Source organism: Methanoculleus sp. (assembly GCF_035363275.1).
Lineage (GTDB): Archaea > Halobacteriota > Methanomicrobia > Methanomicrobiales > Methanoculleaceae > Methanoculleus.
On the sequence record NZ_DAOSET010000007.1, the window covers coordinates 37,799 to 64,556 of the forward strand.

Consider the following 26,758-nt stretch of genomic DNA (forward strand, 5'->3'; position numbering starts at 1 on the left):
CTTCCCGGTCGAATCCGGGAGCGGTTGTAGGGGGGCTGGGACGCCGTGCCGTTCTGTGGCTACTGATTGTCAGGTCCGCCCGGTACCGGTGGCCGAACTGAAAACGGCCTTTAAGGGATTATTTCCATCACCTGATTTCCGGGCGGCATACGACAATACAAGAGAAATATGAGCGCGGATTGGTAAATATACCTTTGTTCCGGGGAAGGGGGGCTCACCCCCGGGAAGGGGCAAAAAAGGTTCAACGGGCGGGCGACGCTGCGATCGCCGCCGCCCCCCGCTTCTTCACGGCACGGTCGTAGAGAATCCAGTTCTCTTCCCACTCCGGATTCCGGTCATGGAACTGCTCGAGCACCCGCCGCCGGATCTCGCCGGTAGGCATCCCGTCGTAAGCGACCCGTTCGATCGCCTCCCCGATCGCCCGGGCATCCTCCGGCGGTGCGCCTGATTTGAGCGCACTCACGATCACCTTCTCCCGCACGAACGGTTCTCGCCTGCCATCAGCCTTGACAACATCGACCACCTCATACACCTCCAGGTGGTGTCCCGGGTCCGCCCGGGGGTATTAAGACTTACGGTCAGGCCCGTGCCCGGGTCCCCGCACGCCGCCGTAGACGATGACGTTCCTGATGCCCCGGGCCCCGAGCATGCGCATAGCCTGCTCGATGAGGAGGTCGGAGGCGAAGACCCGGTCGGCCATTCTCTTCGTCCCCGCGGCGGCCAGGAGTTCCCGGCCCATCGCCGACCGCCACGCCCGCTCGTAGGCCTCGAGGGGCTCGCCGGCGAGCAGGTGGCGTGCGGTGGCAAGTCCGGCGAGCCGCCCGCAGATCATGGCGGTCGCGATCCCGCCGCCGTTCGAGGCGACGACCTGCCCCGCGGCATCCCCGACGGCGAGGACGTTGCCGCGGACCGTCGTCTGGATGGGACCGGAGACGGGGACGAACCCGGCCTGGACGTCCCGGGCGGCAAACCCATGCTGCGAAAGGAACGCCCGGAGGAGGACGGGGACCGGCGGCGCCGGACGTTGCACGCCGAGCCCGACGTTCGCGCACCCCCGCTTCGGGAAGATCCACGCGTAGCCTCCGGGGGCGACGCGGCTCCCGAAGAAGATCCGGAGGCGGTCGCCGAACTCCCCGTCGACCCGGCAGGTGATGGCGGGGGCGAGGACCGCGCTCCGCTCCATCCCGGCAAAGCGGCAGACCCGGGAGAGTGGGCCGTCTGCAGCGATCACGATCCTGGCTTCGACATCGCCCCGGCTGGTCCGCACCCGGCGCCCCTCCCGGCCGAGGAACGTGGTCTCCGGCGCGAGCGCGGCGCCCGCACGGACGGCCGCATCCGCGAGGTGCCGGTCGAAGGCATCCCGGTCGACGGTATACCCATCGAGATCGAACCCGTACTCCCGGCCCTGCGGGGAGACGGCGATCATGCCCCGGATCGCCCGCCTGACCTGCCCGGGATCGACCGGGAAGAGTTCGTCGAGACCCGGGGCGTTCGGGAGCGCTTCCGCGAGCACCGCAGGGGATGCGTTGAACTCCCCGCAGCAGACGGGGGTGCCGATCTCCTTCTTCCTGTCGATCAGGAGGACGTCGAGCCCCGTCTCCGCCGCGTAGCGTGCGGCGGTGCTGCCGGCGGGGCCTGCACCGACGACGAGGAGATCGCACCGGTCCTGCATCGGTGCTCCCGTAGGAGCAGCGGGATATAAAAGGGTGGGGTTATTGGCCGCTACGACTCTTCAGCCGCGCGATCCGCTCAGCGACCCGCTGCCGGGCCGCCTCGGTCGCCTCGACGTCCCGGCGGACCGTCATCTCCAGGATATCCCCCTCCCGGGCATCGCCGGGGAGGAGGGCGACGGGGAGGGTGAAACGGACCGACTCGTCCTCGCGGAGGAGGAGGACGGCGAGTCCCTCCTCGACCCGGTCGAGGCTGACGCAGAAGGTCGACTCCATCTTCACCCCTCCAGGGTGCTGACGACTGTCCCGTTCGCGTCGGCGAGCGTGGCGGTGTCGCCGTCGTTGTTCCAGACCGCACTCGACCGGCCCCAGTAGAGGTCGGTCGCGGTGTCGTTGCCGCTCCCAGAGTGGACGGTGACATCGGCGCCCGAATCAAGGGTGAAGACCGGGAAGGTGTAGGTGTTCCGCATCCCCTCGTCGGCGATCGTCCAGCCGGTGAGGTCGACCGGCTCCGAAGCCCCGTTCGTGACGGTGACCCATTCCTCCTGGAGGTCAAGCGCCGCGATGGAGACGCGGGTGGCGGCCGCCGTCGGTGCCGGCGTCGCTACCGGGGTCGGGGTCGGGGTCGCAGTCGGAGTCGCCGCCGCAGGCGTCAGGGTGGCGGCCGGGGCCCCACCGGCCGTAACGGAGAGCGTCCGCCCGTCGGTGGCGACGACGACCGTCCCGTCAAGGTCGGTCCGGTAGATCCTCGAGCCCGTTGCCTCGATGCGTTCGACCGCCTCCTCGTGCGGGTGGCCGTAGTCGTTCCCTTCCCCGACATGGATTACGCTGATCGCAGGGCTGACTGCGGCGAGGAAATCGGCCGAAGATCCGTGCTGGCTCGCGTGGTGGCCGACCTTCAGGACATCGGCATTCAGATCGAGCCCCGCCTCCATCATGCTCTCCTCCGCAGGCTTCTCAGCATCGCCCACGAGAAGATAGGAGATGCCACCATAGGTGACCTTCAAGACGACCGAGTCCTGGTTGATGTCGCCGATCGGTTCCGCGGCCGGGTTCAGGACCAGGACCTCAAGGTCGGGGGCGAGGGGAACCGTCTGCCCGCGTTCGGCGGCCGTATACGGTATCCCCTGCTCCTCGACCAGGACAAGCAGGTTCTCATAGGTCGCGGTGGGGTGGACCTGTGCGGCATCGACGAACTCACCGACCGGGAAGGCCGAGATGACGTCGGGAAGCCCGCCGATATGGTCGGAGTGCGCATGAGTCGCCACCACCACATCGAGTCGGTCGACGTTCTGCTCCTTGAGATATGCGACGACACGCTCTCCCATCCCGCGTTCGCCGGCATCGATGAGCATGGCCTTATCGCGGAACAGAAGAAGGGTCGAGTCACCCTGGCCGACGTCGATGAAGTGAACGGCGAGGTCTCCGGAGGTCCCCGGGATGATCTGGGGCTGATCTCCTTTGACGAAGCAGCCGGCAGTGAGCAAACAAGCTATGATGCAGGCACAGAATGCGATGCTGGACAGGTATCTGGGTATGAACGACATGCTGCTCAAGAGGTATCGGACTCCCGGGTATAAGTACGCTGGGGTTTGGCGGAAAAACATTCAAAAGGGAGATTCACCGGGGGTAGACGGCCCATTCCAGATACGCGGCCAACCACCAGAGGAGGAGATAGAAGGCGCCGGATAAGGAAACGCACAGGATAGAAAGGGTGCGCAGGAATAGAAAGGGTGATATGTGTCGACCGGCACCTCTTATCTGTAAGAGCATGAAAGAGACAGCCCCTCTCAAGATCTACAATGAGTTCCACGGCGACATTCAGGCGATCTTTCGGTCGAGACTGCTGACGCAGATACTGCTTGTCCTCGGGGACGGGACCAAACCTCTCTCGGTCCTTCGTGATGTCACGGGGAGTTCGTCGCAAGCGCTCATCCCAAAGATCCGGCAGCTCGAGGCCTTGCATTACGTCGAGTCGGTGCGGGGCGACTACGCGCTCACCCCTATGGGCAGGCTCGTCGAACCGGAGATTGGGCGGCTTGCGGCGCTTATGGGGGTATTCCAGCGTCATCGGGAGTTCTGGGTCGAGCACGAGATCGAGGGCATACCACCCGGTTCCCTGATAGAGATAGCCCATCTGTACAATGCGGAAGTGATAAGGGACGTTGAGGAGGATATCTTCGCCGTGTACGCAACTTTTTTGAGCATACTCAAGAAAGCTTCGTGGATCCACGGTGTATCGTCGGTTATGAGCCCGGTCCATGCAAATGTGATTACAGAGGCAATTCTGGACGGGAAAGAGGTTGAACTCATCGTCTCCCAGGAACTTGCTCCCAGACTGATCGATGAGCAGTATAGCGCTCTGCGGAGGGCTGTAAATGGACATACCAATTTCAGAATATACATCTCCTCCGAGCCAATCCGCCTTGGGATGACGGTGACTGACGCATATCTATCGTTAGGCCTGTATAAATATGATACGAACTCCTATGATGCCGCCACGGACTTCGTCAGCACCGACACGGCGGCGGTTGCCTGGGGCGAGCGACTCTTCAAGCGCTATAAATCGACCGCCAGAATACTGCAAGTGTCCCCGGAATAACCTATTTTTCGATCTCCAATATCCGGCGACCGACTGAGATCCGTGGTAGCGTGATCGCTCCACGGCCGGCCAGGGATAACAGATCTTCTCGAATACAGCCATCCCCCTCAAGTACCGTTACTACCGGCCAGGGACAAGCCGGAACAGAGTGTGACCACTCAAGGTAGCGGAGGTACACCTCGCATGCTCACGCAATCTCTCCGGAGCACCGCGCTCAGGCACCCGCATTAATCGAACTGATGAATCTTCATCATCGTAAGAAATGTTCACATCATTTATCACAAATAATTCATGTTCAGATTCGTCAATCAAACCGACCTGATTCAATCAATCTTCCAGGCCTCCATCCACTTCATCGTGTACAGCTCCCTGTACCTCTCTGTCGCAGGAGCGGCGATGGTATACATTTCATGCCTCCTGCAGGGCCTCCCCTTCGACCCGGTTGCCGCAGTAATAGTAATGCTCGGCACGTTTGCCATTTACAACCTCAACCGCAAGACCGACGAGGACGAAGACGCCATAAACCACACCGAACGGTATGTTTTCACAGAAAATTACGGATCCATCCTCTTTTGTTCGGCAGTCGGCACCTACGCCCTTGCCCTCTGTTTCTCAGCTCTCCAGGGGTTCGGCAGCCTTCTGATCGCTGTGGTCCCCCTGGCTGCCGGGATTGTCTACAGCGTACCCCTCTTTCCCGCTCGGTTCGGCTTCCGGCGATTGAAAGAAATACCCGTCATGAAAAGCCTTGTTGTCGCATTCTCCTGGGCCGTTCCCCCGGCCCTTCTGCCGGTCTGTCACGCCGCCCTTCCCGCGGGCATCGCCACCAGCACCGTCGGTGTCTTTCTCTTTTTCCTGGTCTTCTTGAACACAGTAGTTTTTGATGCCAGGGATGTGGAAGGTGACGCGGCATCGGGCGTCAGGACGATCCCGACAATCCTTGGTATCCGAAGGACACTCCATCTCCTGACAGGTATTAACCTGACCATCGGGGTCGCCCTGGTACTCATCAGCAGAACTCTCCCGGGATCCAGCACGGCATTGATACTGGCATCAGGCATAGCCTACGCTCAGGGATACATTCTGTGCTTCGAGCAACTTGTAAAGGAGAAACTCCTCTTCGAGCTGCTTGCAGATGGACAATTCATCATGCTGGGCAGCGCCCTCTACCTGCTCACCCTCGCAATGCCGTCTCTGGTATGATTCAACGCTGCTCCGCCACTCTACCCCTATTTTTCGAGTTCTCCGTAGCAGCACTGCTCTAAAACGCCCTTTAACACAGATAACCTTTAACACAGATAAAGAGGCCGGGCTCCGGCCCCCGAGATTTTTAATCGTGGTGATGAATATTCACCGGCGCAATAAATGTCTGGCAGCCCGAGAGCATCTTATAGTACGACAATGAAGTTACTCAACAACATCGATCCGCTGAAGAGTAACACCGGCACCCAGTATTACGGACCATCGGATCCGGAGACTCCGGGCCGGGACGGCGGTAGCGTGTACGAGCTCTCAACAGACGGGTTAACGCAGGAAAACGAGGAGAAGCCACGACGCTTTGAATGTGTTTCATGCATGTACTATGAACCTGGGCGGGTTTACTGCACGTACATCCATACACCTATATCGATCCTGTTCGTCTGCCCGCAGACCCTCGATAACCGCAGGTAACTCCCGGATTTCAGCCAATCCGTGGCCTGCACGGCCTCCCGTCCTTCACCGCAACACGACAGGCCTTGCATACATCCGTATGCTACAAGAGCGACCGGGAAGACCTGATCACAGACGAAGACCATACCGATCCTGTTCGGCGCAAGGTTGCCGGTTGCGAGGAACCAGGAAATATGTCCGAAGCCAGGGCCGATGGAAAATCGGTCACGCCGGGGTGAGGACCATCCGACCCCCAACACTTTTGTATCACTTGCGCTATGGCGTAGCCTGAACGCCATGCCAGGTGCAGACTACATATACCCAAACGTCACGGAACTGGCCCGGCGGGGCGGGCTCCTGGAACGCTGGCACCTCGCTGAACCGCTCGGGTGCACGTACATAGAGATTCCCGCAGACTTCGTCAAGAACAGGACCGAGGTGGAACGAACCGGACAGGAGATCGGCTCCATGCTCACCCGATCGTCTATCGAGCACCTGTACGAGCAGGACCGGGACCTCCCGGGCTCCCTCAGCTACGTCATCCATACCGAACCGGCCATCCCGCGGAGAGACCAGCACGGCCGGCAGGTGACGGCGGCGCTGCGGTGGCACGACGCGGACTGGGTGGGCGCTTTCTCGGACATGCTTCTCGAGATCGAGGATTTTCTTGGCATCCCCCCTGATATCATCGAGATCCACCCCGGCGACCGGAAGAATACCCATGCCGCTATCGTCGCGGCGATGCATACCCTGATCGTCGCCCACTGGGACGCGTTCGGCGTGGAACCGCTGGTGCTGGTCGAGAACCACAAGGATCAGGGCGTCTCCACCGGGAGCCGGATCCAGGCATTCTGGGCTACGCTCAAGAACCTCCACCCCGAGATCGCCGGCCTCGCCGGGATAGCGCTCGACCCCTGGCACCTTTATTCCGCCGCGAGAGAGGAGTTCCCCGGATCGCTCGGCGAGATTCCGGCCGAGGCGTTGCGGGCCTTTCATATCCATAACAACCTCAATTTGCCGTCGATGAACGACGCGATACCCTGGCGGGAGGTATTCCGGGTGATCAGCAGGATCCCGGAGACGCCCCGCATCAAACCCGTTGTCTACCAGAAGAGCAGGGTTGCCGGAGCGATCGCCTTCTGCGACGAACTGCTCGCCGCACTGCAGCCGGTGATCGCAGCGCCGCCGGCGTAACTCACCCGGATCGCGAAGGTTCATAATCCCGGACAACCAGGGGTGCCACATGAAACCGATAACGGCCCCCGATCTCCCCGCAGGTCTGGAGTGGTTCAACGTCGACCACCCCCCCTCCATCCGCGACTTCTGCGGCAGGGTGGTGCTGCTCGCGTTCCAGACGTTCGCCTGTTCAAACTGCATGCGGCTGGCGCCGGAGGTCCGGCGCCTCAGGGACGAGCACCCGAACCTGGTGGTCATCGAGGTCCATTCCCCCGATCTAGAGTCAGGTGCCGCCACCGGGAACATCCGGGAGGCGATTCGCCGTGCCGGAGCGGATTACCCCGTTGCCATCGACCCCGCCTGGCTGCTCAGGCGGGCCTTCGGGGTCCGGGACTGGCCGACCTTCGTCCTCATCGACCCGGCGGGAAACCTGGTTGGAAAGACCGCCGGAGAGGGGCTCTACGAGCGGCTCAGCCCGAAGATTGACCGGCTCACCCGCGAGTTCGAGCAGCGCGGCCAGCTTGAGAAGGGACCGTTGCAGTCCGGGGCCACACTCGAGACGGAACGGGAAGGGACCCTCTATCGGCCCGGCAAAATTGCAGCGGACAACCCGGGGATGCGGCTTTTTGTGAGCGATACCGGCCACCACCGGATTGTCGTCGCCGACGGAGACGGCAAAGTTCTGGAGACGATCGGCTCCGGGACCGCCGGAGACGCCGACGGGGGATTCGGTGAGGCGGCGTTCTATCTGCCGGAAGGCCTCGTCTTCGACGAAGAGACGGGCATCCTCTACGTTGCAGACACCGGAAACCACACGATCCGGCAGGTCACCTGGCCCGACCGGAGGGTGATAACGATCGCCGGGACGGGGCTCGCGGCCCCCTCACCCGGCGAAGGCGGACCGGGCACCAGTGTAGCGCTGAACGCGCCAAGGGACCTCGCGCTGCTCGGGGGTCACCTCTACGTCGCGATGGCCGGGACAAACCAGATCTGGCGGATGGATCTTGCGACCCGCGAGATTGAGCCGTACGCCGGGTCGAGCCGGGAGGGCCTGGTCGACGGGCCGCTTCATGAGGCCGCCTTCGCCGGGCCCTCCGGGATCGTCACCGACGGCGAGGCACTCTACGTGGCTGACGCCGAGGCGTCGGCGATCCGCCGCATAAAGCGGGGCATGGTCGAGACGCCCATCGGGCACTCCCTCGAGGACTTCGGTGACCTCGATACCATCGCTCGCATGGCACGCATCAACCACCCGGTGGGCGTAGCCTACCGGAACGACTCGATCTACATCGCCGATACTTACAACCACAAGATCAAAGAGTTCAATCCGGCCACCGGCTGGGTCCTCACCGTCGTCGGGAGCGGCGACCGCGGCGACCGGGACGGGCTCTCGGGGGACGCACGCCTGAACGGGCCGGGGGGTCTCGCGGACTTCAGAGGACTCTGGTACATCGCCGATACCGGCAACCACGCCATCAGGGTCTATGACCCGGTCCGTCACGTGGTCTCGACCATGGTGCTCTGGAAGTAGGAATGCCCGGATTCTCTCCCGGGCTCCGGAGACCAATGTTTTATCTAGATGAAGGGAGGAGAAAGTCTCCAGAAGGGGACCATGCGAACAGATTATACGCTCATCATAACCGCCCTGGCCGTCGCGGCGGTGCTCGCCTGCGGTTGCACAGCCCCACCGGGAGACGGAACCCTGAACCGGACGAACAGCACGCCGGCCGGCGAGAGCCTGCCGATCGACGAGGTGCTGGGCCGGGACGGCAACTTCTCGACGCTCATCGACGCCATCAAGTTAGCCGGGCTTCAGGGGATCTTCACCGGCCCGGGCCCCTACACGGTCTTTGCGCCCACCAATGAGGCTTTCGACCGGTTGCCGGACGCCGTGATGGAGGACCTCCTCGGCGATCCGAAGGGCCACCTCGCCGAGGTCCTGCTCTACCACGTGGCCCCGGGCAGGCATACGGCAGCCGGTATCGCGGAGAACGATACCCTCGCAACCGTGCAGGGCAGCCCGCTTGCCGTCGACGCCGCCGGCGGCGAGGTGACGGTGAACGGTGTGAAACTGCTCCGGGCCGACATTCCGGCCTCAAACGGTGTCATTCACGTCATCGGTACGGTCATGCTCCCGCCGGACGTGCCCCTGCCGGAGGGGACGGCGGTGGTGGAAGAAACCGGCAATACGACGAACGCGACCGGGTGAGAGGGCTGACCCGGCTCCCTCCTTCCGCGCCGGAATAGTATACAATATATATACGATAGTATACAATATGTATTCGTGCTCGAACGGCTCATCCCCTCTAAGACCCGGGTGAAACTCCTCACTCTCTTCCTTCTGAACCCGGAACGCGAGATCTACCTGCGAGAGGCGCAGCGGATGACCGGGGAGAACCTCAACGCTGTCCGGCGGGAACTCACGAACCTCGAAGAGATCGGCCTCCTGATAAGCACCCGCCGTGGTAATGCGCGGTACTACGTGGTAAACAGGGATTTTCCGATCTACAACGAGTTGACCGCCATCATCCTCAAGACCGAAGGAGTGGCAAAGGTCGTACGAGAACACCTCGCTGGCGTCGGCGGCGTCGATACCGTCTTCATTTTTGGCTCCTTTGCCAGCGGAAAGGCCGGTGCGGCAAGCGACATCGACCTCTTCGTCGTCGGGCATGTTGATGAAGACCTCCTGATGGCCGCCGTCCGGGAGGCAGAAGCAGCACTTGGAAGAGAGATAAACTATGTTCTCTTCCCGAGAGAGGAGATGGATCAAAGAATCGCCGAGGGCGATCCGTTCGTCGTGAATGTGCTCAATGAACCAAGGGTGATGCTGATTGACAAAAAGTGAAGACCTGGAGCGACAGGGGCTGATCCGGAAACTCCCCCCGGATCCAAAGGCAGTGGAGAACGCTATCGCTCTGGCACACAGAGATGTAGCGGTTGCGAGAAACGCCCTTACCAGCAACGCCGATTGGGCATATACGATCGCTTATAACGCCATGTTACAGGCCGCAAGGGCGCTTATGTTCTCGAAGGGCTACCGCCCGGCAGGAAACAATCAGCATGCCACGGTGGTCCGCTTTTCCGGGCAATTCCTCGACGCTGAAACGGTGGATGTTCTTGATCGGATGCGAAGGAGGCGACATATCGTGGTCTATGACATGGCGGGCACGGTCTCAAAACTGGAGGCAGAAAACGCCGTTTCTCGCGCCGAATCATTCCTCAGTGCCGTTGAGGATCTTCTTCGTTGACGGGGATCTCGACCTGTTTCCCATATCTCGTCCAGATAGCAAAAAAGCCCGAATACCAACCATTTTCCCGCGGCGGCACAAACAGGTGAGTCATTACGGGGGCTTTCCCCGGGTTCTTCCATGCCCCGCTTCAACCTCAGTCCGTCGCTCATCGGCTGGTTCTTCTACCACGACTGCGAGCGCTACCTCCGCTACCACGCGACTCCCGAGCAGGAGCGGGAAGCGGCCGGCATCCCGGCGGTCGCGACCGACCGGAGCCCGGTGACGCAGGCCCTCCTCGCGGCGGGCATCCGGTGGGAGGAGGAGGTGGTCCGGACAAAACTCACGGGCCGCGTCCGGGTCCCGGACGGGACGGGGCCACTCTCCGGGCGGTCGTTCTCTATCGAGGAGAGTTTCAACCTCCTCCCCCGCCTCACCCCGGGGGAGGTGCTCTACCAGTCTACCATCCCGGTCTCGGTCCACTTTCTCCGGAACTATGGCCTCAACCCGGACCTGCACCGGTTCTCCCCCTGCCGCCCCGACCTGATCCGGTTCGGGGAGGGGAGCGACGGGGAGCCGGCCCTCTCGGTCATCGACATCAAGGCGAGTGAGGACCTCAGCGTCAGCCACCGGATCCAGGCGACGCTCTACGCCCTGATCCTCGACCACGCCCTCACCCTCCTCGGGATCGATCTCCCGGTGGACCTCGACCGGGCGGGGATCTGGCTCTACGGCGAGGACGAGCCGGAAACGTTTCGCCTGCACCTGAATGTCCGGGTGATCGAGGACTTCTTCCGCCACCGGATCCCGGGCGTTTTTGCCGGCCCGGCGGCGGACGTTCCCTGGCACATCACCTCGCGGTGTGAGTCCTGCGAGTTCTACCCCCACTGCCGGCACGAGGCGGAGACGACCGGTTCGGTCTCGCAGATCCCCGGCCTCTCCTCCGTCGGGCGGCGTTACCTCCGGGAGGCCGCGTGGAACGGCGGCCGTCCCATCAACACGCTCGATGACCTCGCGGGGTTCCTTTCGGATCCCGAGAGCGACCGCTGTCTCGACGGCTGCGGATCGCTCGCCGGCCGGGGAGACCGCCTGCGGGAGACGGTCCGGGCGATCCGGACAGGCGAGGTCGTCCCCCTCGCCGCGACGTCGCTCGCCCTCCCGATCTTCGAGGACGTCGGGCTTGTCCTCACACTCCAGAAGGACCCCGTCTCCGGCCGGGTCTACGCCCTCGGCTTCCGGCGAAACAGGGGCAATGCGGTCTATGGGACCCCATCGCGCGAGGAAATCTTCATCGCGGCAGACGAGGGCGACTGCGACCGCATACGGCGGGAGTTCGTCCGTGCGCTCGCCGCGGAACTCAGCGCCGTCGATGAGTACAACCAGGACCGGGAGTGGGCCGACAAAAAGTCGGTCCAGACCTACGTCTACGACACCTACGAGGAGGACCTCTTCACCCGGCTGATCGTCAAGGCGATCGAGGACCCCGCGACGGCGGAGGACGCCCTCCGGCTCCGGTTCTACTACCAGGACCCCGGCATCGCCACGGGATCCGCCCACCCATCAGGCTCGGTCCCGTTCCCGCTCGTCGTCCTGACCCGCGAGATCAGGCGGCTCCTCGCGCTCCCGGTCCCGTTCACCCTCCGGATGCCGGAGGTCCTCGCGGCCATTCCCTCCTCCCGCTTCGCCTACCGGCTCAACGCGGGCGACCTCTTCTGGAACGAGCAGAGCAACGCCATGAAGAGCGATGCCGTCATCATGGCCTGGAGCGGGAGCCAGCCGGAGGCTGCGGACTGGATCCGGCAGGAGGTCTCGCGAAGGCTGATCGCGGCAGGCAGCATCCTCGACGGGCTCCGTGAGCGGGTGAAAGGCAACCTCGTCCGCTGGGCGGAGAACTTCCGGTTCCCGCGGCCGTGGGATGCCGAAACGCCGGAGATCTCCCGCCTCCTCTTCATCGCGGAGTACGAGTCGGCCGTGGGTGCGCAGAAGGTCCAGGAGATGCGGAGCAGGCCGCGGGACGCCGGGGTCCGGGACGGGATCAGCATCCCTCTCAGGAAGAGCGAGGGGAACTTCTGGAAGGTCCTCGCCCCCCTCGACCTCGCGCTCTTCGAGCAGTCGCAGGTCTTCAGTTACCTCCTGGTTCGGGACGACGACGCCGGAAGGGAGGCGCAGCTCTCCTTTGAGGACGCCCGCTACCGGGCGAGCATGAACCCCGGCAGGAGCGGGGCCTGCTTTGCGATGGTCCGCGACAGCATCGTCGACCGGAAGGCCGGGCTGGTCAGGGGGCTCGTCCTCGAGGTGACCTACGGCCAGGGGTTCCCGCCCTTCGAGGAGGGCGACCTCGCGGTGCTGCACCCCCGGTTCACGGACTTCACGGTAGAGCGCGCCGTCGAGCGCCTCCTCGACCTCGACGCTCAGCCGGGGAACGCGTTCATCCGCCTCCTCCGCGACCCGCGGGGCTTTGCCGTCCCGGTCAGGGAGCGCGAGGAGGTCGTCTGCGATGCGGAACGGCTCGCCCGTGACTCGGGGTTCACGAAGAGCCAGGAGCGGGCGTTCCGGCAGGTGCTGGAGAACCGGCTCACGCTGGTCTGGGGGCCGCCGGGGACCGGAAAGACGCATTTTCTCGCGAACGCTCTCCTCTCGCTCGTCAAAGCCCGGCGGGTGCATGGGGAACAGGTCAGGATCGGGGTGACGGCGTTCACCCACGCCGCCATCGAGAACCTGCTCGTCAAGGTCCAGGAGTCCGTCGGCGAGTTCGGGCTGGACACGGATCTTGCGATCTACAAGTTGAAGGGCACCCGGACCGCGAGGGGCGAGCGGAGCCTAGAAGCCCTCCCCCACGAGCGGGCCGATACCGTCGTCGGCTGCCCGTCGCTCCTTCTTGGGGGGACTGTCCACAGTTTCGGCAAACTCGAGAAGTCCCTCCCCTCTCTTGACCTCCTGATCGTCGACGAGGCGTCGCAGATGCGGCCAGCGGAACTCGCGATGGTCCTCTCGGTGCTCGGCCGCGAGGGGAGGCTCGTCCTTGCCGGGGACGACCTGCAGCTCCCCCCGGTCGTCCAGGGGGCCTACCCCCCGCCGGAGGACGGCCTCCCCGGCCTCGAGGACTCGATCTTTGCCTACCTCCGCCACCGCGACGATGCCGTCCGGCCGGCCTACACCTGCCAGCTCCAGGAGAACTGGCGGATGAACCGGACCCTCTCGCGGTTCGCGGCCGAGACCCTCTACGGGCCCGGATACGCCCCGGCGACCGATGCGGTCGGCGGCCGGCATATCGCCCTCGCGGAGGGGGCGGCGGAGGAGTACATAGAGTGGGTCCTCGACCCGGCCTATCCCCTGGTCCTCTGCGTCCTCGAGAACGTCCGGACGACAGTTGAGAACCGGATCGAGGCGGGGCTCGCCGCCCGGCTCGCCTGCACCCTCCGGGAGCGGCTCATCGACCCCGACACGGGCCGGCCCTACCCTGCGGGGGGCGACGGCGACGCCCGCTTCTGGCAGCACGGCCTCTTCATCGTCAGCCCGCACCACGCCCAGATCGGCGCCGTCCAGGAGAGCCTCGCCCGCGAGCGGGCCTGGGAGTCCCGGCCGTTCGTCGATACCGTCGATAAGATGCAGGGCCAGGAGGCGGAGGCGGTCATCGTCAGCTACGGCGTGAGCGACGTCGAGACCGCCCTCGCGGAGGCGGAGTTCATCTACAGCAGGAACCGCCTGAACGTCTCGTTGACCCGGAGCCGGGCGAAGTGCGTCGTCTTCCTCCCCCGGCCGCTGCTCGAGCCTCCGCTCGACCTCGTCGGAGACGAGACGGCGGCGGCGGGGCTCGAGCACATGCTCGACCTCCAGGAGTTCTGCCGGACCCACGGGGAGATGCGGACGTTCTCCCTTGATGGGGAGGCGGAAGGGGTCCGGCTCACGGTGATGCGGGCGCAGATAGAGTGAAGAAATTCCGAAAAAGCAATCTCCCAATATTTTGAGCCGTTCAGAGGTTTTCAGCAGATTTTCTCCCCACGTGTCCTGATATAGTGGACCGTGATGGCTATCGCCACGGGGGGAACGACGCTCCGCAGGAGCGGAGTTCGAGCACCGAAGGTGCGAAGTGGGGCTGACGGGGAGTGCGATGGGCGGAACGCCCGGAGCTCGAGCACCCGAAGGGTGCGGAGTGCGAGCGAAGCGAGCTTGAGCACCGTTAGGTGCGAGGGGGTCTCCCCCTCCCCTGTCTCAACCCCACCCTAATCCGCACTTCTCGTCAACCCCACCCCGCCCGGCCTCCGGCCTCCTCAGTCGCACCTGCGGTGCTCCAATTCCTGCCGTTCCGGCAGTCGTTCCCAGCCCCAGGGGGCAGGGGCAGTGCGTGGCGATAGGCGACGTTCCGGTAGGGACGACTGTCCGTAGGACAGGAGTTTGAGAAGCCATCAGGCTTCGAGGAACGGAGCTCGAGCACCGGCAGGTGCATAGTCCGATGGAAATCCGTGCCAGGTGTTGCAATGGCATAAACACAACCCACGCAATTCAAGAGGCCCACACCCCCCGCCCAACCTATTTCCCCCTGTCAGACAAACCAGATGGTGTGATCGGCAGCCTCGACCCCGACCAGAACGACCTCGAACGGCGAATCCTCGCAGAGACCCGCGAGCACGGGCCCACCCCGGAGGCCGTCCGCCTCTTTCGCGACCTCATCCTCTCGCACTTCCGCACCCACGGCCGCGACCTCCCCTGGCGGCGCACCACCGACCCCTACCGGATCCTGGTCTCCGAGATCATGCTCCAGCAGACGCAGGTCGAGCGGGTCGCCGTGAAGTACCGCGAGTTTCTCGAACAGTTCCCGGACTTCGGGAGCCTTGCCGGTGCCCCCAGAAGCGAGGTCCTCCTCGCCTGGCAGGGCATGGGCTACAATCGCCGGGCGCTCGCGCTCCAGAGGACTGCACAGCGGGTCGTCGAGGAGTACGGCGGCCGGCTCCCCGCCGACGTCGAGACGCTCGCGACCTTCCCCGGCATCGGGAAGGCGACCGCGGCGGCCATCTGCGCATACGCCTTCAACACGCCGGTCGTCTACATCGAGACGAACATCCGCCGGGTCTTCATCCACTTCTTCTTCCAGGACCGCGAGGGGGTCAGGGACGACGAGATCCTCCCGCTCGTGGAGCGGGCCCTTTACCGCGAGAACCCGCGGGAGTGGTATAGCGCCCTGATGGATTACGGAACGGTCTTGAAGAAGCGGACGGCGAATCCCAACCGGCGGAGCGCATCATACTCCCGGCAGAGCAGATTCGAGGGCTCCGACCGGCAGGTGCGCGGAAGGCTCCTCGCCCTCGTCCTCGAGGAGGGTTCGGTCACGGAGACGGAAGCGGCCGCCCGGACCGGGGAAGAGCCCGAACGGGTGAAGCGGATCCTCGCCGACCTCGCCCGGGAAGGGTTCGTCGCCGAGAGTGGGAGTACCTACACCTGCCGGTAAGATTGATGCCGGGCGGGCGCCACCCCTGAAGGGATGAAGATCGGCTACCCGTGCATCAACCGGAGCATCGGCTGCTCCAGCGGCCGCACGTTCCGGCTCGCCTCCTACTCCGACGAGCGGCTGATAACGACCGTCCGGGAAAACCTCCGCTGTCTTGACGCGATCCTCCGCTTCAACCTCGCATCGGACCTCCTCTTCTTCAGGATCACCTCCGACCTCGTCCCGTTCGGGTCGCACCCGGTCTGCACCGCCCCGTGGGAGGAGATCTTCGCCGGCGAGTTTATGGCGCTCGGCCGGTTCATCACCGACCACGGGATGCGGATCTCGATGCACCCCGACCAGTTCGTCATCATCAACGCAAAAGACCCGGAGATCATCGGCCGGAGCGTCGCGGAGCTCCGCTACCACGCCAGAGTCCTCGACGCCCTGCACCTCGATGCAACGGCAAAGATCCAGATCCACGTCGGCGGCGTCTACGGCGATAAGGAGGCCGCGATGGAGCGGTTCTGCCGCGAATACGCCCATCTTGACGAGAGCATCCTCCGCCGGCTTGTCGTCGAGAACGACGACTCCCGCTACACCCTTGCCGACTGCCTCCGCATCCACGACGAGACCGGCATTCCCGTGCTCTTTGACTTCTTCCACCATACCGTCAACCCCTCCGGAGAAGGGGTGGCAGAGGCGGTCGAGCGATCCGGCGCGACCTGGCGGTCGCCCGACGGCATCCTGATGGTCGACTACAGCACCGCGATGCCCGGCGGACGGCGGGGCCGGCACACAGAGAGCCTTGACGCTGCCGATTTCGCGGAGTTCCTCAGCCGGACCGGACCGGCGGATATGGACATCATGCTCGAGATCAAGGATAAAGAAAAGAGCGCTCTCGCCGCCGTCGGGATTGCCCGCCATGACGGGCGGTTCCGCCGGCCGGAAGAGCAAGATCCGGTCAGGGCGTGACGATCTCGATCGTCGGCGGGACGAGCGCTGATGCGATCGCGTGGCAGATGCCGTTCGTGCAGACCGCGTCGGTCTCGACAAGCGGGACGCTGTTGACGGTGATGCCCCTATCCGATGACCGGAAGACGAGGTCCGTCCCGAGGCTCGACCTGATGGCGGCAATGTTCCGGAGATCCTCCGAGGTGAGGTGTCCCGGCACGACGTGGTAACTCACGATCAGGAGAAGTTTATCCGGATCCTGCCGGATTTCGTCCATCCGCGCTTGCGGGACCCTTGAGAATGCCTCGTTCGTCGGGACAAAGACCGTGAACGGCCCCTGCTCCCGGAGCATCGGCTCCATGCCCGCAATTCGGACCAGCTCGAGGAAGACGCTGAGGCCCTCGGAGTCTTCCAGGGTTTCGATGATGTTCTTCATACTGCTCTCTCCACCTGCCCCAGTCGTGCGCCGGGATATTTAAACGTTCTCACGGGGTCCAGCCTTACGGAGCAGCTGCCCTGACGACGGGCGGCAGGAGCAGGGTGTAGATCGCGTGACAGATGCCGTTTGTGCACCACGCATCGGACTCCACGAGCGGCACGTTGTTGACCACCACCCCCTCCGGGGCAATGTCAACGGTCAGGTCCCCTCCCTGGAGCGACCGCAGGGTCCGTATGCCGAGGAGGTCTATCATGGAGTGCACCCCCGGGACGATATGGTAGTTCAAAACATCGACGAGCCGGTCGGCGTCCCCCCGAATCGCGTCAAATTCCGACCGGGGTATCACCCGAAGCGCATCGTCGTCCGGGGCAAAGATCGTATACGGCCCTCCGGTGCTCAACCGCTCTTCCATGCCGGCTGCCTGTATGAGGTCGAGAAACGTGGCAAACGACCCGGATTCCTGCAGGGTTGCGAGGATGCTCTTCATGCGGACCAACTTTCGGCGGGAGTATATATAAGTGCGGATGGTTCCGCGACGGGCGTGATCTCCCCCGGCTCACACCAGCCTTTTGACCCGTGCCTCGACCGCTCGCGGCAGGAGCACCCTATCGACGATGTGGTAGATGCCGTTTGTGCACTCGATGTCGGGCTGGATTACGGTGGCGTCGTTTAACTGCAACGCCGTGATGGGCCCCGTTATATCCAGGAAATCTCCCTGGAGAGTCTCGATAGCCTCCAGCTGTGCGAGCTCATGCACGGTGAGTTTGCCCTGGACAACGTGGTACCTGATCATACCCGTGAGCCTCTCCCGGTCCCCCATGATAGCGTCCAGCATCGTCCAGGGGAACTCGGAATACGCCTCTTCGATCGGGAAGAAGGCCGTATACTCGCCCTCTCCCTGAAGGGTCTCCGCTATCCCTCCGACCTGCACCATCCGAACAGAAGTGCTTAACCGGCTGTCTTCCCGGGCTGTCTCAAATATGCTCTTCACGCTTGATCCTCCGGGAGCGCCCCGAACCCGGGCTCACTGGCTCGCTGCCGTGTAGGCCTCGAAAGCCTGGGAGAGCGTCACGAAGGGAACGCCGTCAAGGACGTGGATGATCCCGTTCTCCGCCTCGATGTTCCCCTCGAGCACGATGGCCTCGTCCACCTGCGTTCCCTGGTCGGTCTTCCTGACCATGATGGGATTGCCTTCGACCGTCTGCACGACGTTCTTTGAGAGCAGCGCGTCGAGCGTGCATTTATGATTGCCGATTGTGAAGAAGTCGATGAGGTGGGAGAGCATCTGTTTGTCGTTTAAGATCATCGCCCGGTTCGACTCGGGGATCGCGTCCCATGCCGAATCGACCGGGGCAAAGAACGTCATGGGCCCTTCGCCCTGCAGCGCCGTATCTTCGCCGAGGGTCTGAATGATCTCGACGAGCCGGGTGAACCTTCCATCATTCTTCAAGGTATCAAGGATCTTCGCCATACGGGGTTACCTCCTTCCAGGGGCTCTTCGTGGTATGTTATCGTATATATTGATTATTATATCCTCAAAAATATGAAAACTGAGAAGGTACCTTCCCCCGGTTCCGGGCCGGATGACCGGCTGCCCAGGGGAAGGGATATCCGGGCTTCAGAGGACCGGTCATGCCGGACGAAGACCGTCACTCCCGGGTAAGGTCGGCGATATACCGCTCGAGGAGGTCGAGCGCCTCCCACTCCCGCTGGCCGCCGCATTTCCGGACAAGGCCGGCGTGATGCTCGATCAGTCGCCCGAGCCAGGGGTCGTGGTTCCTGACGTAGCGGGTGGCATGAACCGTTGCGTCTACGATGCTTGCAAACCCCCGGTTCACCGGGTGCAGCCGGAGCCTGAGCACCTCCTCGTGGAAGGGAATGAGCCGGACGATGATAGCCTCGGTACTCGACCGCTCCACGTCGGCGGCAAACGCAGCCCAGGCCTCCACGTCGCGGAGACGGCAGATAATCCGGCCGTCGACCTCCTCCCGGACGAAGTTCTCCTCGGGGAGGTCCTCAAAGGCGGTCCGGACATAGACTACCGGGTCAAAGACGAAGTTTGCCACTACCGAACGTTCTCGGGCGATGTTCCGGGCCGTATGGCTCCCCCGGAAGAGGACCATATGCAACGAGCCGCCACGGTTGATGATCCCCATCGGGGCGGCGTTGCAGTCGGTGGTCGCGATGACCTCGTTGATCCCCTCGGTCAGGAGTCCCACTGCCATCCCTCCCCGAGCGCCACGTAAAGCCCCGCGATGGTGATATCGGCGATCGAGCCAGGGTTGATCCCGTCCCGGACGCACTCCGCGTCAAAGGCGGCAAGGTCATGTTCTCCCCTGAGCACTCCGGCCGCGCAGCGCATCGTCTGCTCGGCGACCGTGTCTCCATGCTTCTTCGCGATGAAGGTATCGGGTTCCGTCGCGAGGAGGTCGAGGAACGCCGCAACGATCGCCTGCCGCCCGGGCCCGTGCTCATGGAGCAGGTCCGCGCACCGGCGCGTCAGGGCAAATCCGTTCGTCCACTCCCGGGCGACCATGTCCCGGTTCGCCGAGTAGGCCATGATATCGGCAAGCGTCATCCCCCGCTCCCGGATCGCGGCGACCGAGGTGGGGTCGTTGACGTCCAGATCGTCGCTCTTCCCCATACGGACCTCCGTGAGGCCGAACGCCGCATAGAACTCGATCGCGTCCGCAACGTCGGTCCCGGCGACGATCCGCCGGGCACCCTCGATATCTCCCCCGAGGATGAGCGGGAAGAGAAGGATGAACGCCCCGAAGTGGGTGTTTCCCCCGGAATGATTGTTCGTGAGCATGACCGCCTCCCGGATCAGGCTGCCGACCCTGCCGCCGGTCCGCTCGGCCGCATCAAAGGCGGGCCGCGCGAAGATCGTCGAGGCAAGGAAATGTTCGAGACGGGTATCGCTATAGTCATGGCACCGGTCCACGTTCCCGGGCTTCGGGTAGGCGCAGACCTCGAGCATCATCGCCATCTGTGCCCGTTCAGCACGACTCATCGACGGTCTTGCTCTCATCGAATATCCTGTTCATTATCTTTTCAGAGAGGCGGTGCTTGCATCGCATGTACTCCCGCGCCGAGAGGCCTCTGCTCTCGAGCGTCATATTCCGGAACATGCAGGGGGAACTGATCTTGCAGCACCAGGCGAGGCTCCCGAAACAGGTGCTCCTCCCGTCCTCAAGCGGCGTTCCCTTCACTGCCTCCTGTTTGAGTGTCAGGTACTCGTTCCGGGAGATTCCGAGTTTATCGAGAGTCGGGATGAGCGGGCAGGCCTTCACCGGCATGCAGCAGAAGGCGAGCCCCCTGATATCGCCGCCGCGGCAGATCTGTTTCGGGGCGTTGTACCAACCGCCCTCTTCGGCGGCCCGGCTGATGGCGGCATCGAGCCCGGCAAGCGTCCAGGGATCGGACTTCCGGGCGAGCGAGACGAGGTCCGCACCGTGGGAGAAGGCATCCATCGCCTTATCGAAGGTGTTGATGGAGTTGTTTGCGATCAGCATCATGGGTGAGGCGTTGCGGATCTGGCGGACCTTGTTGTGCCCAAAGTCCATCAGGTCCACATGGAGGATATCCGCCCCTGCCTTCCAGACGGCGCGGGCGAGGCCCGCATCGTTTCCCGCGATACCGGCCCGCACCTTCACCGAGACGGTCACACCCTCCGCCTTTAAGGCCCGGACGATCGCGACGAGGTCCACCGGGTGGTGGAGGAGGTACTCGCCGCACCCGGCCTCGATCATCGGCGGCTGCCGGCAGTGGGCGTCAATCTCATAGACCACGCGGTCCTCGAACGCTGCAGCGACCTCCGCGTAGGCGGCAGGGGTGCTCCCGCGGAGGTTGATGCCGGTCACAACGTCGCTCTCTTTTAAAGCGTCAATCTCCTTTTCCAGCGCTTTTAAAGGATCATCGTACACGAACTCTTTGCGGCCCCCCGCCGCCATCCGCCGGCTTGCATCAAGGGTGAGGTCGTCGATGGAGTAGCCGCCGATGAAGGCGGTTCCGACATGAGCCGCCCGCTCAAGCACGTAGGCCGCATCCACGATCCCGGCCATGGATGCTATCGCTACCGGTGTCTTTACAACCCGATCGTTTATGAGGAGCTCAAAACGATCATATGCTTCCATCATACTTCTCTATCCGTTGGTGGTGAGAGAGGATATTGATTTGTATCAAGTCCCGGGAGGTCGTACTCCTCATCGGCTCGGTCGAGGGTGCAGCAGAGCCGAAAATCATCGATCGGGATGCCGGGCACGTTCCCGTAGTAGCCGAGCAGGGTCTCCCAGGGCATGAGGTATGCCTCCTTCGCCCTCCCTGCGCCGAACCGAAACTCGACGGCAAGGAACCCCCGCCGGCCCGTCTTCCTGATGAAGTCGGTGATCGAGTCGACCTGATGGACATGGTTCTTGTCGGAGTGAAAGTGCTGGGAGAAGTAGATCTTCTTACCCGATATTGACTTGCACTCGATGGCCAGGTAGTAGCGGGGGTCGAGAGAATCGACCAGGACGTCGACATACTGGGTGTTGAATTTGCTCTGCTTGAGCCGGTAGGCGAACCCCTGTGTCTTCCGGTGAGCGAAGAACCGGTTGAGGCAGGAGGTGATCTCCCGTTCGAAGTTTGCCATCCAGTAGAGGGTTGGAAACAGGGCCATAAAAAGAATAGGTAATTATTTTAATATGCTCCCGTAGTACCTTGTAACATATGGGTAGAATTGGAATGTTACTGGTCGGCCACGGGAGCAAACTTCCCTACAACAAGGAACTGATCGAGACCACCGCGGGGATCATCGCCGAGCAGACCGACATGTACCTCGTCAAACCCGGCTTCATGAGCCTGAACACACCGACAGTGGAGGAGCAGCTCAAGGCGTTCCGGAGCGAGGATATCGACATGCTCGTCGTCGTCCCGCTCTTCCTCGCAAAAGGCGTCCACATCAACCAGGACATCCCCGAGATCCTCGGCCTCCCGGCAGGTGTCCGGAAAGGCGAATTTCAGTTGAACGGGAAGACGGTGCCGCTCGTCTACGCAAATCCCATCGGCAGCGACCCGCTCCTTGCCGAACTGATGCTGAAGAACGCGTCCGACGCGATCGCCGAACTGAAGCCCTGAGGACGATGCGAGTCCTGGTGCTGGATACCATTCATGGCGGGGCCGACCTCGCCGCGGCACTCCGGGATGCCGGCCACGAGGCAGACGAGGTGGACGTCTACCGCGGGAAGACCGGCATCTCCCTCGAAGAGGCGCTCGTCCGCACCTACGACCTCGTCACCGCGCCGGTCCACCTCGACCCGGACCATCTCCTCCTCCGGCGGCACGGGCCCGCGGTCTCGCACCACGAGGCGGTGAAGTGGGTCCTCGACGAACGGTTGCCGCACCCGTTCATCGAGATCACCGGGGCGAGGGGGAAGACCACCACCGCCCACGCCCTCGCAGCGCTGCTGCCGGGGCCGGGGATCCTCCACACATCGACCGGGACATACCGCTACCCGGAGCGGGAACGCCTCTGGAAGAGGAGCATCACGCCCGCCTCCCTGATAGCGGCAGTCCGCGAGGCGGAACGGATCGGCGGCTGGCTGGTCGCGGAAGAGTCGCTCGGCGTCACCGGCGCCGGAGACGTGGCGGTGCTGACCTCACCAGAGGACTACCCGGTCGCGGCGGGGAAGAAACACGCGATCACGGAGAAATGCCGGCTGCTCTCCCGGGCGCGGAGGATCGTCCTCCCGGACGGGATCGATCTCCCGGGAGGAGTCATGGCCGATGAGGTCGTCTCCTTCGAGGGAAGGGTCTGCCGGTATGCCGGGTTCGGGGTTGCCGGCACGTTCACGAACCCCCTCTGCACCCTTGCGGGCTACCGGACGCCGCTCGCGCTTGCGGCGGCGACCGCCTGCCTCCTCGGGATCGATCCTTCTCCCCTCGGGCGGTTTTCCGCCCTGCCCGGCCGGATGGCGGCCCGGTGGGAGGGGGGTCTCCTGATCCTCGATAACGCGAACAGCGGGACGAATGCGGCGACCACTATCGAGGCCGCCCGCTACGCGCGGGAACTTGCCGGCGGCGCTCCCCTGACGCTCGTCATCGGCGAGGAGGCGCGGGCAATCTGCGAGGGGTTCTCGACCGAGGATATCCGGCGGACGGTGACGGCCGTCGGGCCGACAGCGACCGTCTACGTCGGGGAGGGGCAGGCCGCCACGACGCTTGAGGCGGGCCTCGATGCCGCCCGGAGGATCACCCCGGCGGGGGCGATCGTCCTCGCGGTAAAGACGTGGAGATAACCATGGATTACATTCAACCAAGACCGAGTTCAATCGTCGCGGCGCTGTATACCGCCCGCGACCTGGGGGTGGACGTGGCGATCCTCCACGGCCCGTCGGGCTGCTCGTTCAAGCACGCCCGGCTCCTCGAGGAGGACGGCATGCGGGTGCTGACGACATCGCTCGCCGACAACGAGTTCATCTTCGGCGGGCACGACCCGCTGATGCGGGTGCTCCGCTACGCGGAGAAGGAGTTCTCACCCCGGCGGATGGCGGTCGTCGGGACGTGCGTCTCGATGATCATCGGCGAAGACCTCCAGTCCGCGATCCTCGACGCAGGGGTCGCGACGCCCGCGATCGCCGTGGACATTCACGCCGGGTTCCGCGAGAACATCGACGGGGTGCTCGCGACGCTTGAGCCCGCGGCAGCGGCAGGCTGGATCAGCGCCGGCGAACTGGAACGGCAGCGCTACCTCCTCGGCAAGGCCAACGAGGTGGAACGGCTCCGCGGGGCGGCATCCCGGACCTACATCGAGCCCTCTCGTGGCGACCTCAAGCACCTCGCGGCAGAACGTCTGGTGGAACTCGCCGACTCCGGCGCGACGGGCGTTGCCGTCATGAACGCGAAGAAGGAGACCGCGTATATGTTCGCCGACGAACTCATCGGCCTCCACGACGCCTGCCCGGACGCCGCGGTCACCTACATCGCAAACCTCGAGGACCGGGGCCTCCCGAAGGTCCGGGCAGACGCCGACCGGATCCTCGCGGGGATGCGAGAGAAAGAAGTCGACCCCGAACTCCTCGGGGCGCTCGACGAGTACGGGGCGAACGGGACCGCGATCGGGGAGCGACTCCGGGAGATCGACCCCGACTTCGCCCTCATCGTCGGGGTGCCGCACGCCGTCCCGCCGGAGTATACCGAGGGCATCGAGGTCTTCTCGATCACGAACGGGCCCCGGCAGGTAGAGCCCCTGCGGGAGATAGGGCACCGGCACGTCATGGTCGAGATCGACCTGCACCCGAAGACCCTCGGGGTCCGGGATATCGTCGAGAGCGAGTTCGGGGCGGTCCTCCGGAGCATGCGATGAAGTCCTTCCTCATCGCCGGCGACCGCTCCGGGAGCGGGAAGACGAGCATCACGCTCGCGCTCTCGGCCCTCCTCTCGGCCGACCGGACCGTCCAGACCTTCAAGGTCGGGATGGACTACATCGACCCCTCCTACCTTGCGGGGGTGACGGGCCGGCCCTGCCGGAACCTGGACGGCTACGTGATGAGCCCGGGCGAGGTCCGGGCGATCTTTGCGCACGGCTGCCGGGGAGCGGATGTCGCCGTCGTCGAAGGAGTCCGGGGGCTCTTCGAGGGCGCGGAGGCCCTCACGGATCTCGGGAGCACGGCCGCGATCGCCAAACAGCTCGACCTGCCGGTGGTCCTCGTCATCAACGCCCGGAGCATCACCCGGAGCGCGGCGGCGATCGTGAAGGGCTTTTTGGCCTTCGACCCGGATGTCGATATCCGGGGGGTCGTCTTGAACAACGTCACCGGGACCCGCCACCAGGAGAAGGCGGTCCGTGCGATCGAGCACTACTGCGGGATCCCCGTCGTCGGCGCCATCCCCCGGACGGCGGAGATGGAACTCGCCATGCGCCACCTCGGCCTCGTCCCCTACCGGGAAGGGCAGGGGCACGGGGAGTTCCTCGCGCGGATCGAGACGGTGAAGCGGATGATCGGGGAGCACGTCGACCTGGATGCCCTGCTCGCCCTCGCGAAAGAGGCCGAGCCGCCGGCGGAGGAGAATATCATATATGCGGCGGTCGAGCCGGACGTCCGGATCGGCGTCGCGCTCGACGAGGCATTCAACTTCTATTACGCCGATCTCTTCGACGTTTTAGCGTCGTGCGGTGCCCGGGTGGTGCCGTTCTCCCCGGTCCACGACCGGCTCCCGGAGGCCGACGGCTACATCCTCGGCGGCGGCTACCCGGAGCTCTTCGGGCGTGAACTCGCGGCGAACACCGCGATGCGGGAAGGGCTCTTCGAGGCCTCCCGGAACGGCACCCCCATCTACGCGGAGTGCGGTGGGCTCATCTACCTCACGGAGCGGATGGTCCTCGCCCGGGGGTTTATGGACGCGGACGTGGAGAAGGCCTACGACCTCGCCGGGGTCTTTGCTGGCGAGACAAGGATGCCGGGGCGGCGGATGCTCGGCTACGTCGTCGGGACGAGCGCGGCAGGAAGCCCCATGGGCGAGGCGGCGTTCAAAGGGCACGAGTTCCACTACAGCAGCGTCGACCTCGCGCCGGAGACCCGGTTCGCCTACCGGCTCAGCCGGGGGAGCGGGATCCGGGGAGGGTTTGATGGTGCGGTCCGGGACCGGACGATCGGGAGTTACACGCACCTCCACCCGGTGACGAGCAGAGGGATGCTCGCGCACTTCGTCGGCTCCTGCCGGGACTGAGCGGTCCCGGCCCTCCTCTTCTCTCAGGCGGCGACCGGGGTGCCGGGGCGGTCCGGCAGCATGAAGCGCAAAACATACAAACGAACCGGGCCCATTCTTGTACTATGATCATCTACCTTGACGGCAGATACGTCCCCGAAGAGGAGGCGAAGGTCTCGGTCTTCGACCACGGTCTCCTCTACGGCGACGGCGTTTTCGAGGGGATACGCGCCTACAACGGAAGGGTCTTCCGTCTCGACGAGCACATCGCACGGCTCTACGACTCGGCGAAGGCGATCGACCTCGCCGTCCCGATCGCGAAGGAGGAGATGGCCGAGGCGATCAAGGAGACCCTGCGGAAGAATAACCTCCGGGACGCCTACATCCGCCCGATCGTGACGAGGGGCAAGGGCGACCTCGGCCTCGACCCCCGGAAGTGCGCGAAGCCGACCGTCATCGTCATCGCCGTCTCGTGGGGCGCGATGTACGGCGACCTCTACGAGAAGGGCCTCCGGGCGGTCTGCGTCTCGGTCAGGCGGACCCCGCCGGAGTCGATGCCGCCGAACGTCAAGAGCCTCAATTACCTCAACAACATCCTCGCGAAGATCGAGGCGAACTACCGCGGCGTCGACGAGGCGATCTTCTTCGACACCAAGGGCTACATCGCCGAGGGCTCCGGGGACAACATCTTCGTCGTCAAGGACGGCGCCATCATCACCCCGCCGACCTTAAACAACCTGCGCGGCATCACGCGGGCGGTCGTGCTCGAGATCGCGGAGTCGATGGGCATCACCCTCCTCGAGCGGAACCTGGGCTACTTCGACCTCTACACGGCCGACGAGGTCTTCGTCACGGGAACGGCGGCGGAAGTCGGGCCGATCCGCGAGATCGACGGCCGGGTCATCGGGAACGGCAAGCCCGGCCCCATCA

At 64.0% G+C, this 26,758-nt stretch carries 29 protein-coding genes; 17 read left to right on the top strand and 12 right to left on the bottom strand.

The window, feature by feature from the left end; translation table 11 throughout:
- Positions 1–241: 241 nt before the first annotated feature.
- The 4 genes from PLN84_RS02460 to PLN84_RS02475 are packed head-to-tail and all read right to left on the bottom strand — an operon-like array spanning position 242 to position 3,157.
- On the bottom strand, positions 242–523 hold the full coding sequence (locus PLN84_RS02460; protein ID WP_292384749.1) for an ATP cone domain-containing protein: 282 nt from the start codon (positions 521–523) through the stop codon (positions 242–244).
- A 42-nt stretch (positions 524–565) separates the two neighbouring features.
- Entirely contained in the window at positions 566–1,672 is a 1,107-nt protein-coding gene (locus PLN84_RS02465) for an NAD(P)/FAD-dependent oxidoreductase (protein WP_292384750.1), read from the bottom strand.
- A gap of 40 nt (positions 1,673–1,712) precedes the next feature.
- A complete protein-coding gene (locus PLN84_RS02470; protein ID WP_292384752.1) occupies positions 1,713–1,946 on the bottom strand; it encodes a DUF3006 domain-containing protein in 234 nt (77 codons plus the stop codon).
- A 2-nt stretch (positions 1,947–1,948) separates the two neighbouring features.
- On the bottom strand, positions 1,949–3,157 hold the full coding sequence (locus PLN84_RS02475; RefSeq protein WP_292384754.1) for a lamin tail domain-containing protein: 1,209 nt from the start codon (positions 3,155–3,157) through the stop codon (positions 1,949–1,951).
- A 7-nt stretch (positions 3,158–3,164) separates the two neighbouring features.
- On the opposite strand from PLN84_RS02475, the gene PLN84_RS02480 reads away from it, so the two are divergent.
- The 12 genes from PLN84_RS02480 to uvsE all read left to right on the top strand — a co-directional run bounded on the left by PLN84_RS02480 (position 3,165) and on the right by uvsE (position 16,722).
- A complete protein-coding gene (locus PLN84_RS02480) occupies positions 3,165–3,362 on the top strand; it encodes a hypothetical protein (RefSeq protein WP_292384755.1) in 198 nt (65 codons plus the stop codon).
- Between the two features lie 79 nt (positions 3,363–3,441).
- Positions 3,442–4,272: a transcriptional regulator FilR1 domain-containing protein gene (locus PLN84_RS02485; RefSeq protein WP_292384757.1), complete on the top strand. Its 831-nt coding sequence runs from the start codon at positions 3,442–3,444 to the stop codon at positions 4,270–4,272.
- A 291-nt stretch (positions 4,273–4,563) separates the two neighbouring features.
- Positions 4,564–5,472: a UbiA family prenyltransferase gene (locus PLN84_RS02490; protein WP_292384759.1), complete on the top strand. Its 909-nt coding sequence runs from the start codon at positions 4,564–4,566 to the stop codon at positions 5,470–5,472.
- Between the two features lie 198 nt (positions 5,473–5,670).
- Entirely contained in the window at positions 5,671–5,940 is a 270-nt protein-coding gene (locus PLN84_RS02495; protein ID WP_292558614.1) for a hypothetical protein, read from the top strand.
- 276 nt (positions 5,941–6,216) lie between these two features.
- Positions 6,217–7,113 carry a hypothetical protein gene (locus PLN84_RS02500; protein ID WP_292384761.1) on the top strand — a complete coding sequence of 299 codons (897 nt, stop codon included), beginning with the start codon at positions 6,217–6,219 and terminating at the stop codon, positions 7,111–7,113.
- A gap of 49 nt (positions 7,114–7,162) precedes the next feature.
- Positions 7,163–8,626 carry a thioredoxin-like domain-containing protein gene (locus tag PLN84_RS02505; protein ID WP_292384762.1) on the top strand — a complete coding sequence of 488 codons (1,464 nt, stop codon included), beginning with the start codon at positions 7,163–7,165 and terminating at the stop codon, positions 8,624–8,626.
- Between the two features lie 48 nt (positions 8,627–8,674).
- Positions 8,675–9,304 (top strand): fasciclin domain-containing protein, encoded by a 630-nt coding sequence (locus PLN84_RS02510; protein WP_292558615.1) that lies wholly within the window; start codon positions 8,675–8,677, stop codon positions 9,302–9,304.
- 75 nt (positions 9,305–9,379) lie between these two features.
- Positions 9,380–9,940, top strand: a complete 561-nt coding sequence (locus PLN84_RS02515) for a nucleotidyltransferase domain-containing protein (RefSeq protein WP_292384766.1) — start codon at positions 9,380–9,382, stop codon at positions 9,938–9,940.
- On the top strand, positions 9,927–10,343 hold the full coding sequence (locus tag PLN84_RS02520; RefSeq protein ID WP_292384768.1) for a HEPN domain-containing protein: 417 nt from the start codon (positions 9,927–9,929) through the stop codon (positions 10,341–10,343). Before PLN84_RS02515 ends, PLN84_RS02520 begins: the two co-directional genes overlap by 14 nt.
- A 120-nt stretch (positions 10,344–10,463) precedes the next feature.
- On the top strand, positions 10,464–14,255 hold the full coding sequence (locus PLN84_RS02525) for an AAA domain-containing protein (protein WP_292384769.1): 3,792 nt from the start codon (positions 10,464–10,466) through the stop codon (positions 14,253–14,255).
- 628 nt (positions 14,256–14,883) lie between these two features.
- Positions 14,884–15,768, top strand: a complete 885-nt coding sequence (locus tag PLN84_RS02530) for an A/G-specific adenine glycosylase (protein WP_292384771.1) — start codon at positions 14,884–14,886, stop codon at positions 15,766–15,768.
- A gap of 33 nt (positions 15,769–15,801) precedes the next feature.
- On the top strand, positions 15,802–16,722 hold the full coding sequence (gene uvsE / locus PLN84_RS02535; RefSeq protein WP_292384774.1) for a UV DNA damage repair endonuclease UvsE: 921 nt from the start codon (positions 15,802–15,804) through the stop codon (positions 16,720–16,722).
- Here the strand turns inward: uvsE and PLN84_RS02540 are convergent.
- The 8 genes from PLN84_RS02540 to PLN84_RS02575 form a co-directional block, all read right to left on the bottom strand.
- Complete coding sequence (locus PLN84_RS02540) at positions 16,712–17,137, bottom strand: fasciclin domain-containing protein (RefSeq protein ID WP_292384776.1); 426 nt, start codon at positions 17,135–17,137, stop codon at positions 16,712–16,714. The two genes, uvsE and PLN84_RS02540, sit on opposite strands and share 11 nt — an antisense overlap.
- Before the next feature lie 64 nt (positions 17,138–17,201).
- Positions 17,202–17,627, bottom strand: coding sequence for a fasciclin domain-containing protein (locus tag PLN84_RS02545; protein ID WP_292384778.1), 426 nt, complete (start codon positions 17,625–17,627; stop codon positions 17,202–17,204).
- 69 nt (positions 17,628–17,696) lie between these two features.
- On the bottom strand, positions 17,697–18,131 hold the full coding sequence (locus PLN84_RS02550; protein WP_292384779.1) for a fasciclin domain-containing protein: 435 nt from the start codon (positions 18,129–18,131) through the stop codon (positions 17,697–17,699).
- Between the two features lie 33 nt (positions 18,132–18,164).
- Complete coding sequence (locus tag PLN84_RS02555) at positions 18,165–18,611, bottom strand: fasciclin domain-containing protein (RefSeq protein WP_292384780.1); 447 nt, start codon at positions 18,609–18,611, stop codon at positions 18,165–18,167.
- A 178-nt stretch (positions 18,612–18,789) separates the two neighbouring features.
- Positions 18,790–19,359, bottom strand: a complete 570-nt coding sequence (locus tag PLN84_RS02560) for a DUF447 domain-containing protein (RefSeq protein WP_292385250.1) — start codon at positions 19,357–19,359, stop codon at positions 18,790–18,792.
- Positions 19,347–20,153 (bottom strand): triphosphoribosyl-dephospho-CoA synthase, encoded by an 807-nt coding sequence (locus tag PLN84_RS02565; protein WP_292384782.1) that lies wholly within the window; start codon positions 20,151–20,153, stop codon positions 19,347–19,349. Before PLN84_RS02565 ends, PLN84_RS02560 begins: the two co-directional genes overlap by 13 nt.
- On the bottom strand, positions 20,140–21,279 hold the full coding sequence (locus tag PLN84_RS02570; RefSeq protein ID WP_292384783.1) for a methanogenesis marker 9 domain-containing protein: 1,140 nt from the start codon (positions 21,277–21,279) through the stop codon (positions 20,140–20,142). The genes PLN84_RS02565 and PLN84_RS02570 overlap by 14 nt, the downstream gene beginning before the upstream one ends.
- A complete protein-coding gene (locus PLN84_RS02575; RefSeq protein ID WP_292558617.1) occupies positions 21,276–21,773 on the bottom strand; it encodes a Holliday junction resolvase in 498 nt (165 codons plus the stop codon). Before PLN84_RS02575 ends, PLN84_RS02570 begins: the two co-directional genes overlap by 4 nt.
- Positions 21,774–21,850: 77 nt before the next feature.
- On the opposite strand from PLN84_RS02575, the gene cfbA reads away from it, so the two are divergent.
- From cfbA to ilvE, 5 genes are all read left to right on the top strand, one after another.
- The gene (gene cfbA / locus PLN84_RS02580; RefSeq protein ID WP_292384787.1) at positions 21,851–22,258 is read left to right on the top strand and encodes a sirohydrochlorin nickelochelatase; all 408 of its coding nucleotides are present in this window, start codon (positions 21,851–21,853) and stop codon (positions 22,256–22,258) included.
- A 5-nt stretch (positions 22,259–22,263) separates the two neighbouring features.
- Complete coding sequence (cfbE, locus tag PLN84_RS02585) at positions 22,264–23,418, top strand: coenzyme F430 synthase (RefSeq protein ID WP_292384789.1); 1,155 nt, start codon at positions 22,264–22,266, stop codon at positions 23,416–23,418.
- Between the two features lie 2 nt (positions 23,419–23,420).
- Complete coding sequence (gene cfbD / locus PLN84_RS02590) at positions 23,421–24,485, top strand: Ni-sirohydrochlorin a,c-diamide reductive cyclase catalytic subunit (protein ID WP_292384790.1); 1,065 nt, start codon at positions 23,421–23,423, stop codon at positions 24,483–24,485.
- Positions 24,482–25,849, top strand: coding sequence for a Ni-sirohydrochlorin a,c-diamide synthase (gene cfbB, locus PLN84_RS02595; protein WP_292384791.1), 1,368 nt, complete (start codon positions 24,482–24,484; stop codon positions 25,847–25,849). Before cfbD ends, cfbB begins: the two co-directional genes overlap by 4 nt.
- 104 nt (positions 25,850–25,953) lie before the next feature.
- Positions 25,954–26,758, top strand: an 805-nt coding sequence (ilvE, locus tag PLN84_RS02600) for a branched-chain-amino-acid transaminase (RefSeq protein ID WP_348531888.1), incomplete at its 3' end; no start/stop codon positions are given.

What these genes read in the sequence shown, in the direction of transcription:
- PLN84_RS02465 (WP_292384750.1), bottom strand. Translation starts at nt 1,672, where the DNA reads ATGCAGGACCGGTGCGATCTCCTCGTCGTCGGTGCAGGCCCCGCCGGC.
- PLN84_RS02470 (WP_292384752.1), bottom strand. Translation starts at nt 1,946, where the DNA reads ATGGAGTCGACCTTCTGCGTCAGCCTCGACCGGGTCGAGGAGGGACTC.
- PLN84_RS02480 (WP_292384755.1), top strand. Translation starts at nt 3,165, where the DNA reads ATGATGCAGGCACAGAATGCGATGCTGGACAGGTATCTGGGTATGAAC.
- PLN84_RS02485 (WP_292384757.1), top strand. Translation starts at nt 3,442, where the DNA reads ATGAAAGAGACAGCCCCTCTCAAGATCTACAATGAGTTCCACGGCGAC.
- PLN84_RS02490 (WP_292384759.1), top strand. Translation starts at nt 4,564, where the DNA reads ATGTTCAGATTCGTCAATCAAACCGACCTGATTCAATCAATCTTCCAG.
- PLN84_RS02495 (WP_292558614.1), top strand. Translation starts at nt 5,671, where the DNA reads ATGAAGTTACTCAACAACATCGATCCGCTGAAGAGTAACACCGGCACC.
- PLN84_RS02500 (WP_292384761.1), top strand. Translation starts at nt 6,217, where the DNA reads ATGCCAGGTGCAGACTACATATACCCAAACGTCACGGAACTGGCCCGG.
- PLN84_RS02505 (WP_292384762.1), top strand. Translation starts at nt 7,163, where the DNA reads ATGAAACCGATAACGGCCCCCGATCTCCCCGCAGGTCTGGAGTGGTTC.
- PLN84_RS02510 (WP_292558615.1), top strand. Translation starts at nt 8,675, where the DNA reads ATGAAGGGAGGAGAAAGTCTCCAGAAGGGGACCATGCGAACAGATTAT.
- PLN84_RS02525 (WP_292384769.1), top strand. Translation starts at nt 10,464, where the DNA reads ATGCCCCGCTTCAACCTCAGTCCGTCGCTCATCGGCTGGTTCTTCTAC.
- uvsE (WP_292384774.1), top strand. Translation starts at nt 15,802, where the DNA reads ATGAAGATCGGCTACCCGTGCATCAACCGGAGCATCGGCTGCTCCAGC.
- PLN84_RS02540 (WP_292384776.1), bottom strand. Translation starts at nt 17,137, where the DNA reads ATGAAGAACATCATCGAAACCCTGGAAGACTCCGAGGGCCTCAGCGTC.
- PLN84_RS02545 (WP_292384778.1), bottom strand. Translation starts at nt 17,627, where the DNA reads ATGAAGAGCATCCTCGCAACCCTGCAGGAATCCGGGTCGTTTGCCACG.
- PLN84_RS02555 (WP_292384780.1), bottom strand. Translation starts at nt 18,611, where the DNA reads ATGGCGAAGATCCTTGATACCTTGAAGAATGATGGAAGGTTCACCCGG.
- PLN84_RS02565 (WP_292384782.1), bottom strand. Translation starts at nt 20,153, where the DNA reads ATGAGTCGTGCTGAACGGGCACAGATGGCGATGATGCTCGAGGTCTGC.
- PLN84_RS02570 (WP_292384783.1), bottom strand. Translation starts at nt 21,279, where the DNA reads ATGATGGAAGCATATGATCGTTTTGAGCTCCTCATAAACGATCGGGTT.
- PLN84_RS02575 (WP_292558617.1), bottom strand. Translation starts at nt 21,773, where the DNA reads ATGGCAAACTTCGAACGGGAGATCACCTCCTGCCTCAACCGGTTCTTC.
- cfbA (WP_292384787.1), top strand. Translation starts at nt 21,851, where the DNA reads ATGGGTAGAATTGGAATGTTACTGGTCGGCCACGGGAGCAAACTTCCC.
- cfbE (WP_292384789.1), top strand. Translation starts at nt 22,264, where the DNA reads ATGCGAGTCCTGGTGCTGGATACCATTCATGGCGGGGCCGACCTCGCC.
- cfbD (WP_292384790.1), top strand. Translation starts at nt 23,421, where the DNA reads ATGGATTACATTCAACCAAGACCGAGTTCAATCGTCGCGGCGCTGTAT.
- cfbB (WP_292384791.1), top strand. Translation starts at nt 24,482, where the DNA reads ATGAAGTCCTTCCTCATCGCCGGCGACCGCTCCGGGAGCGGGAAGACG.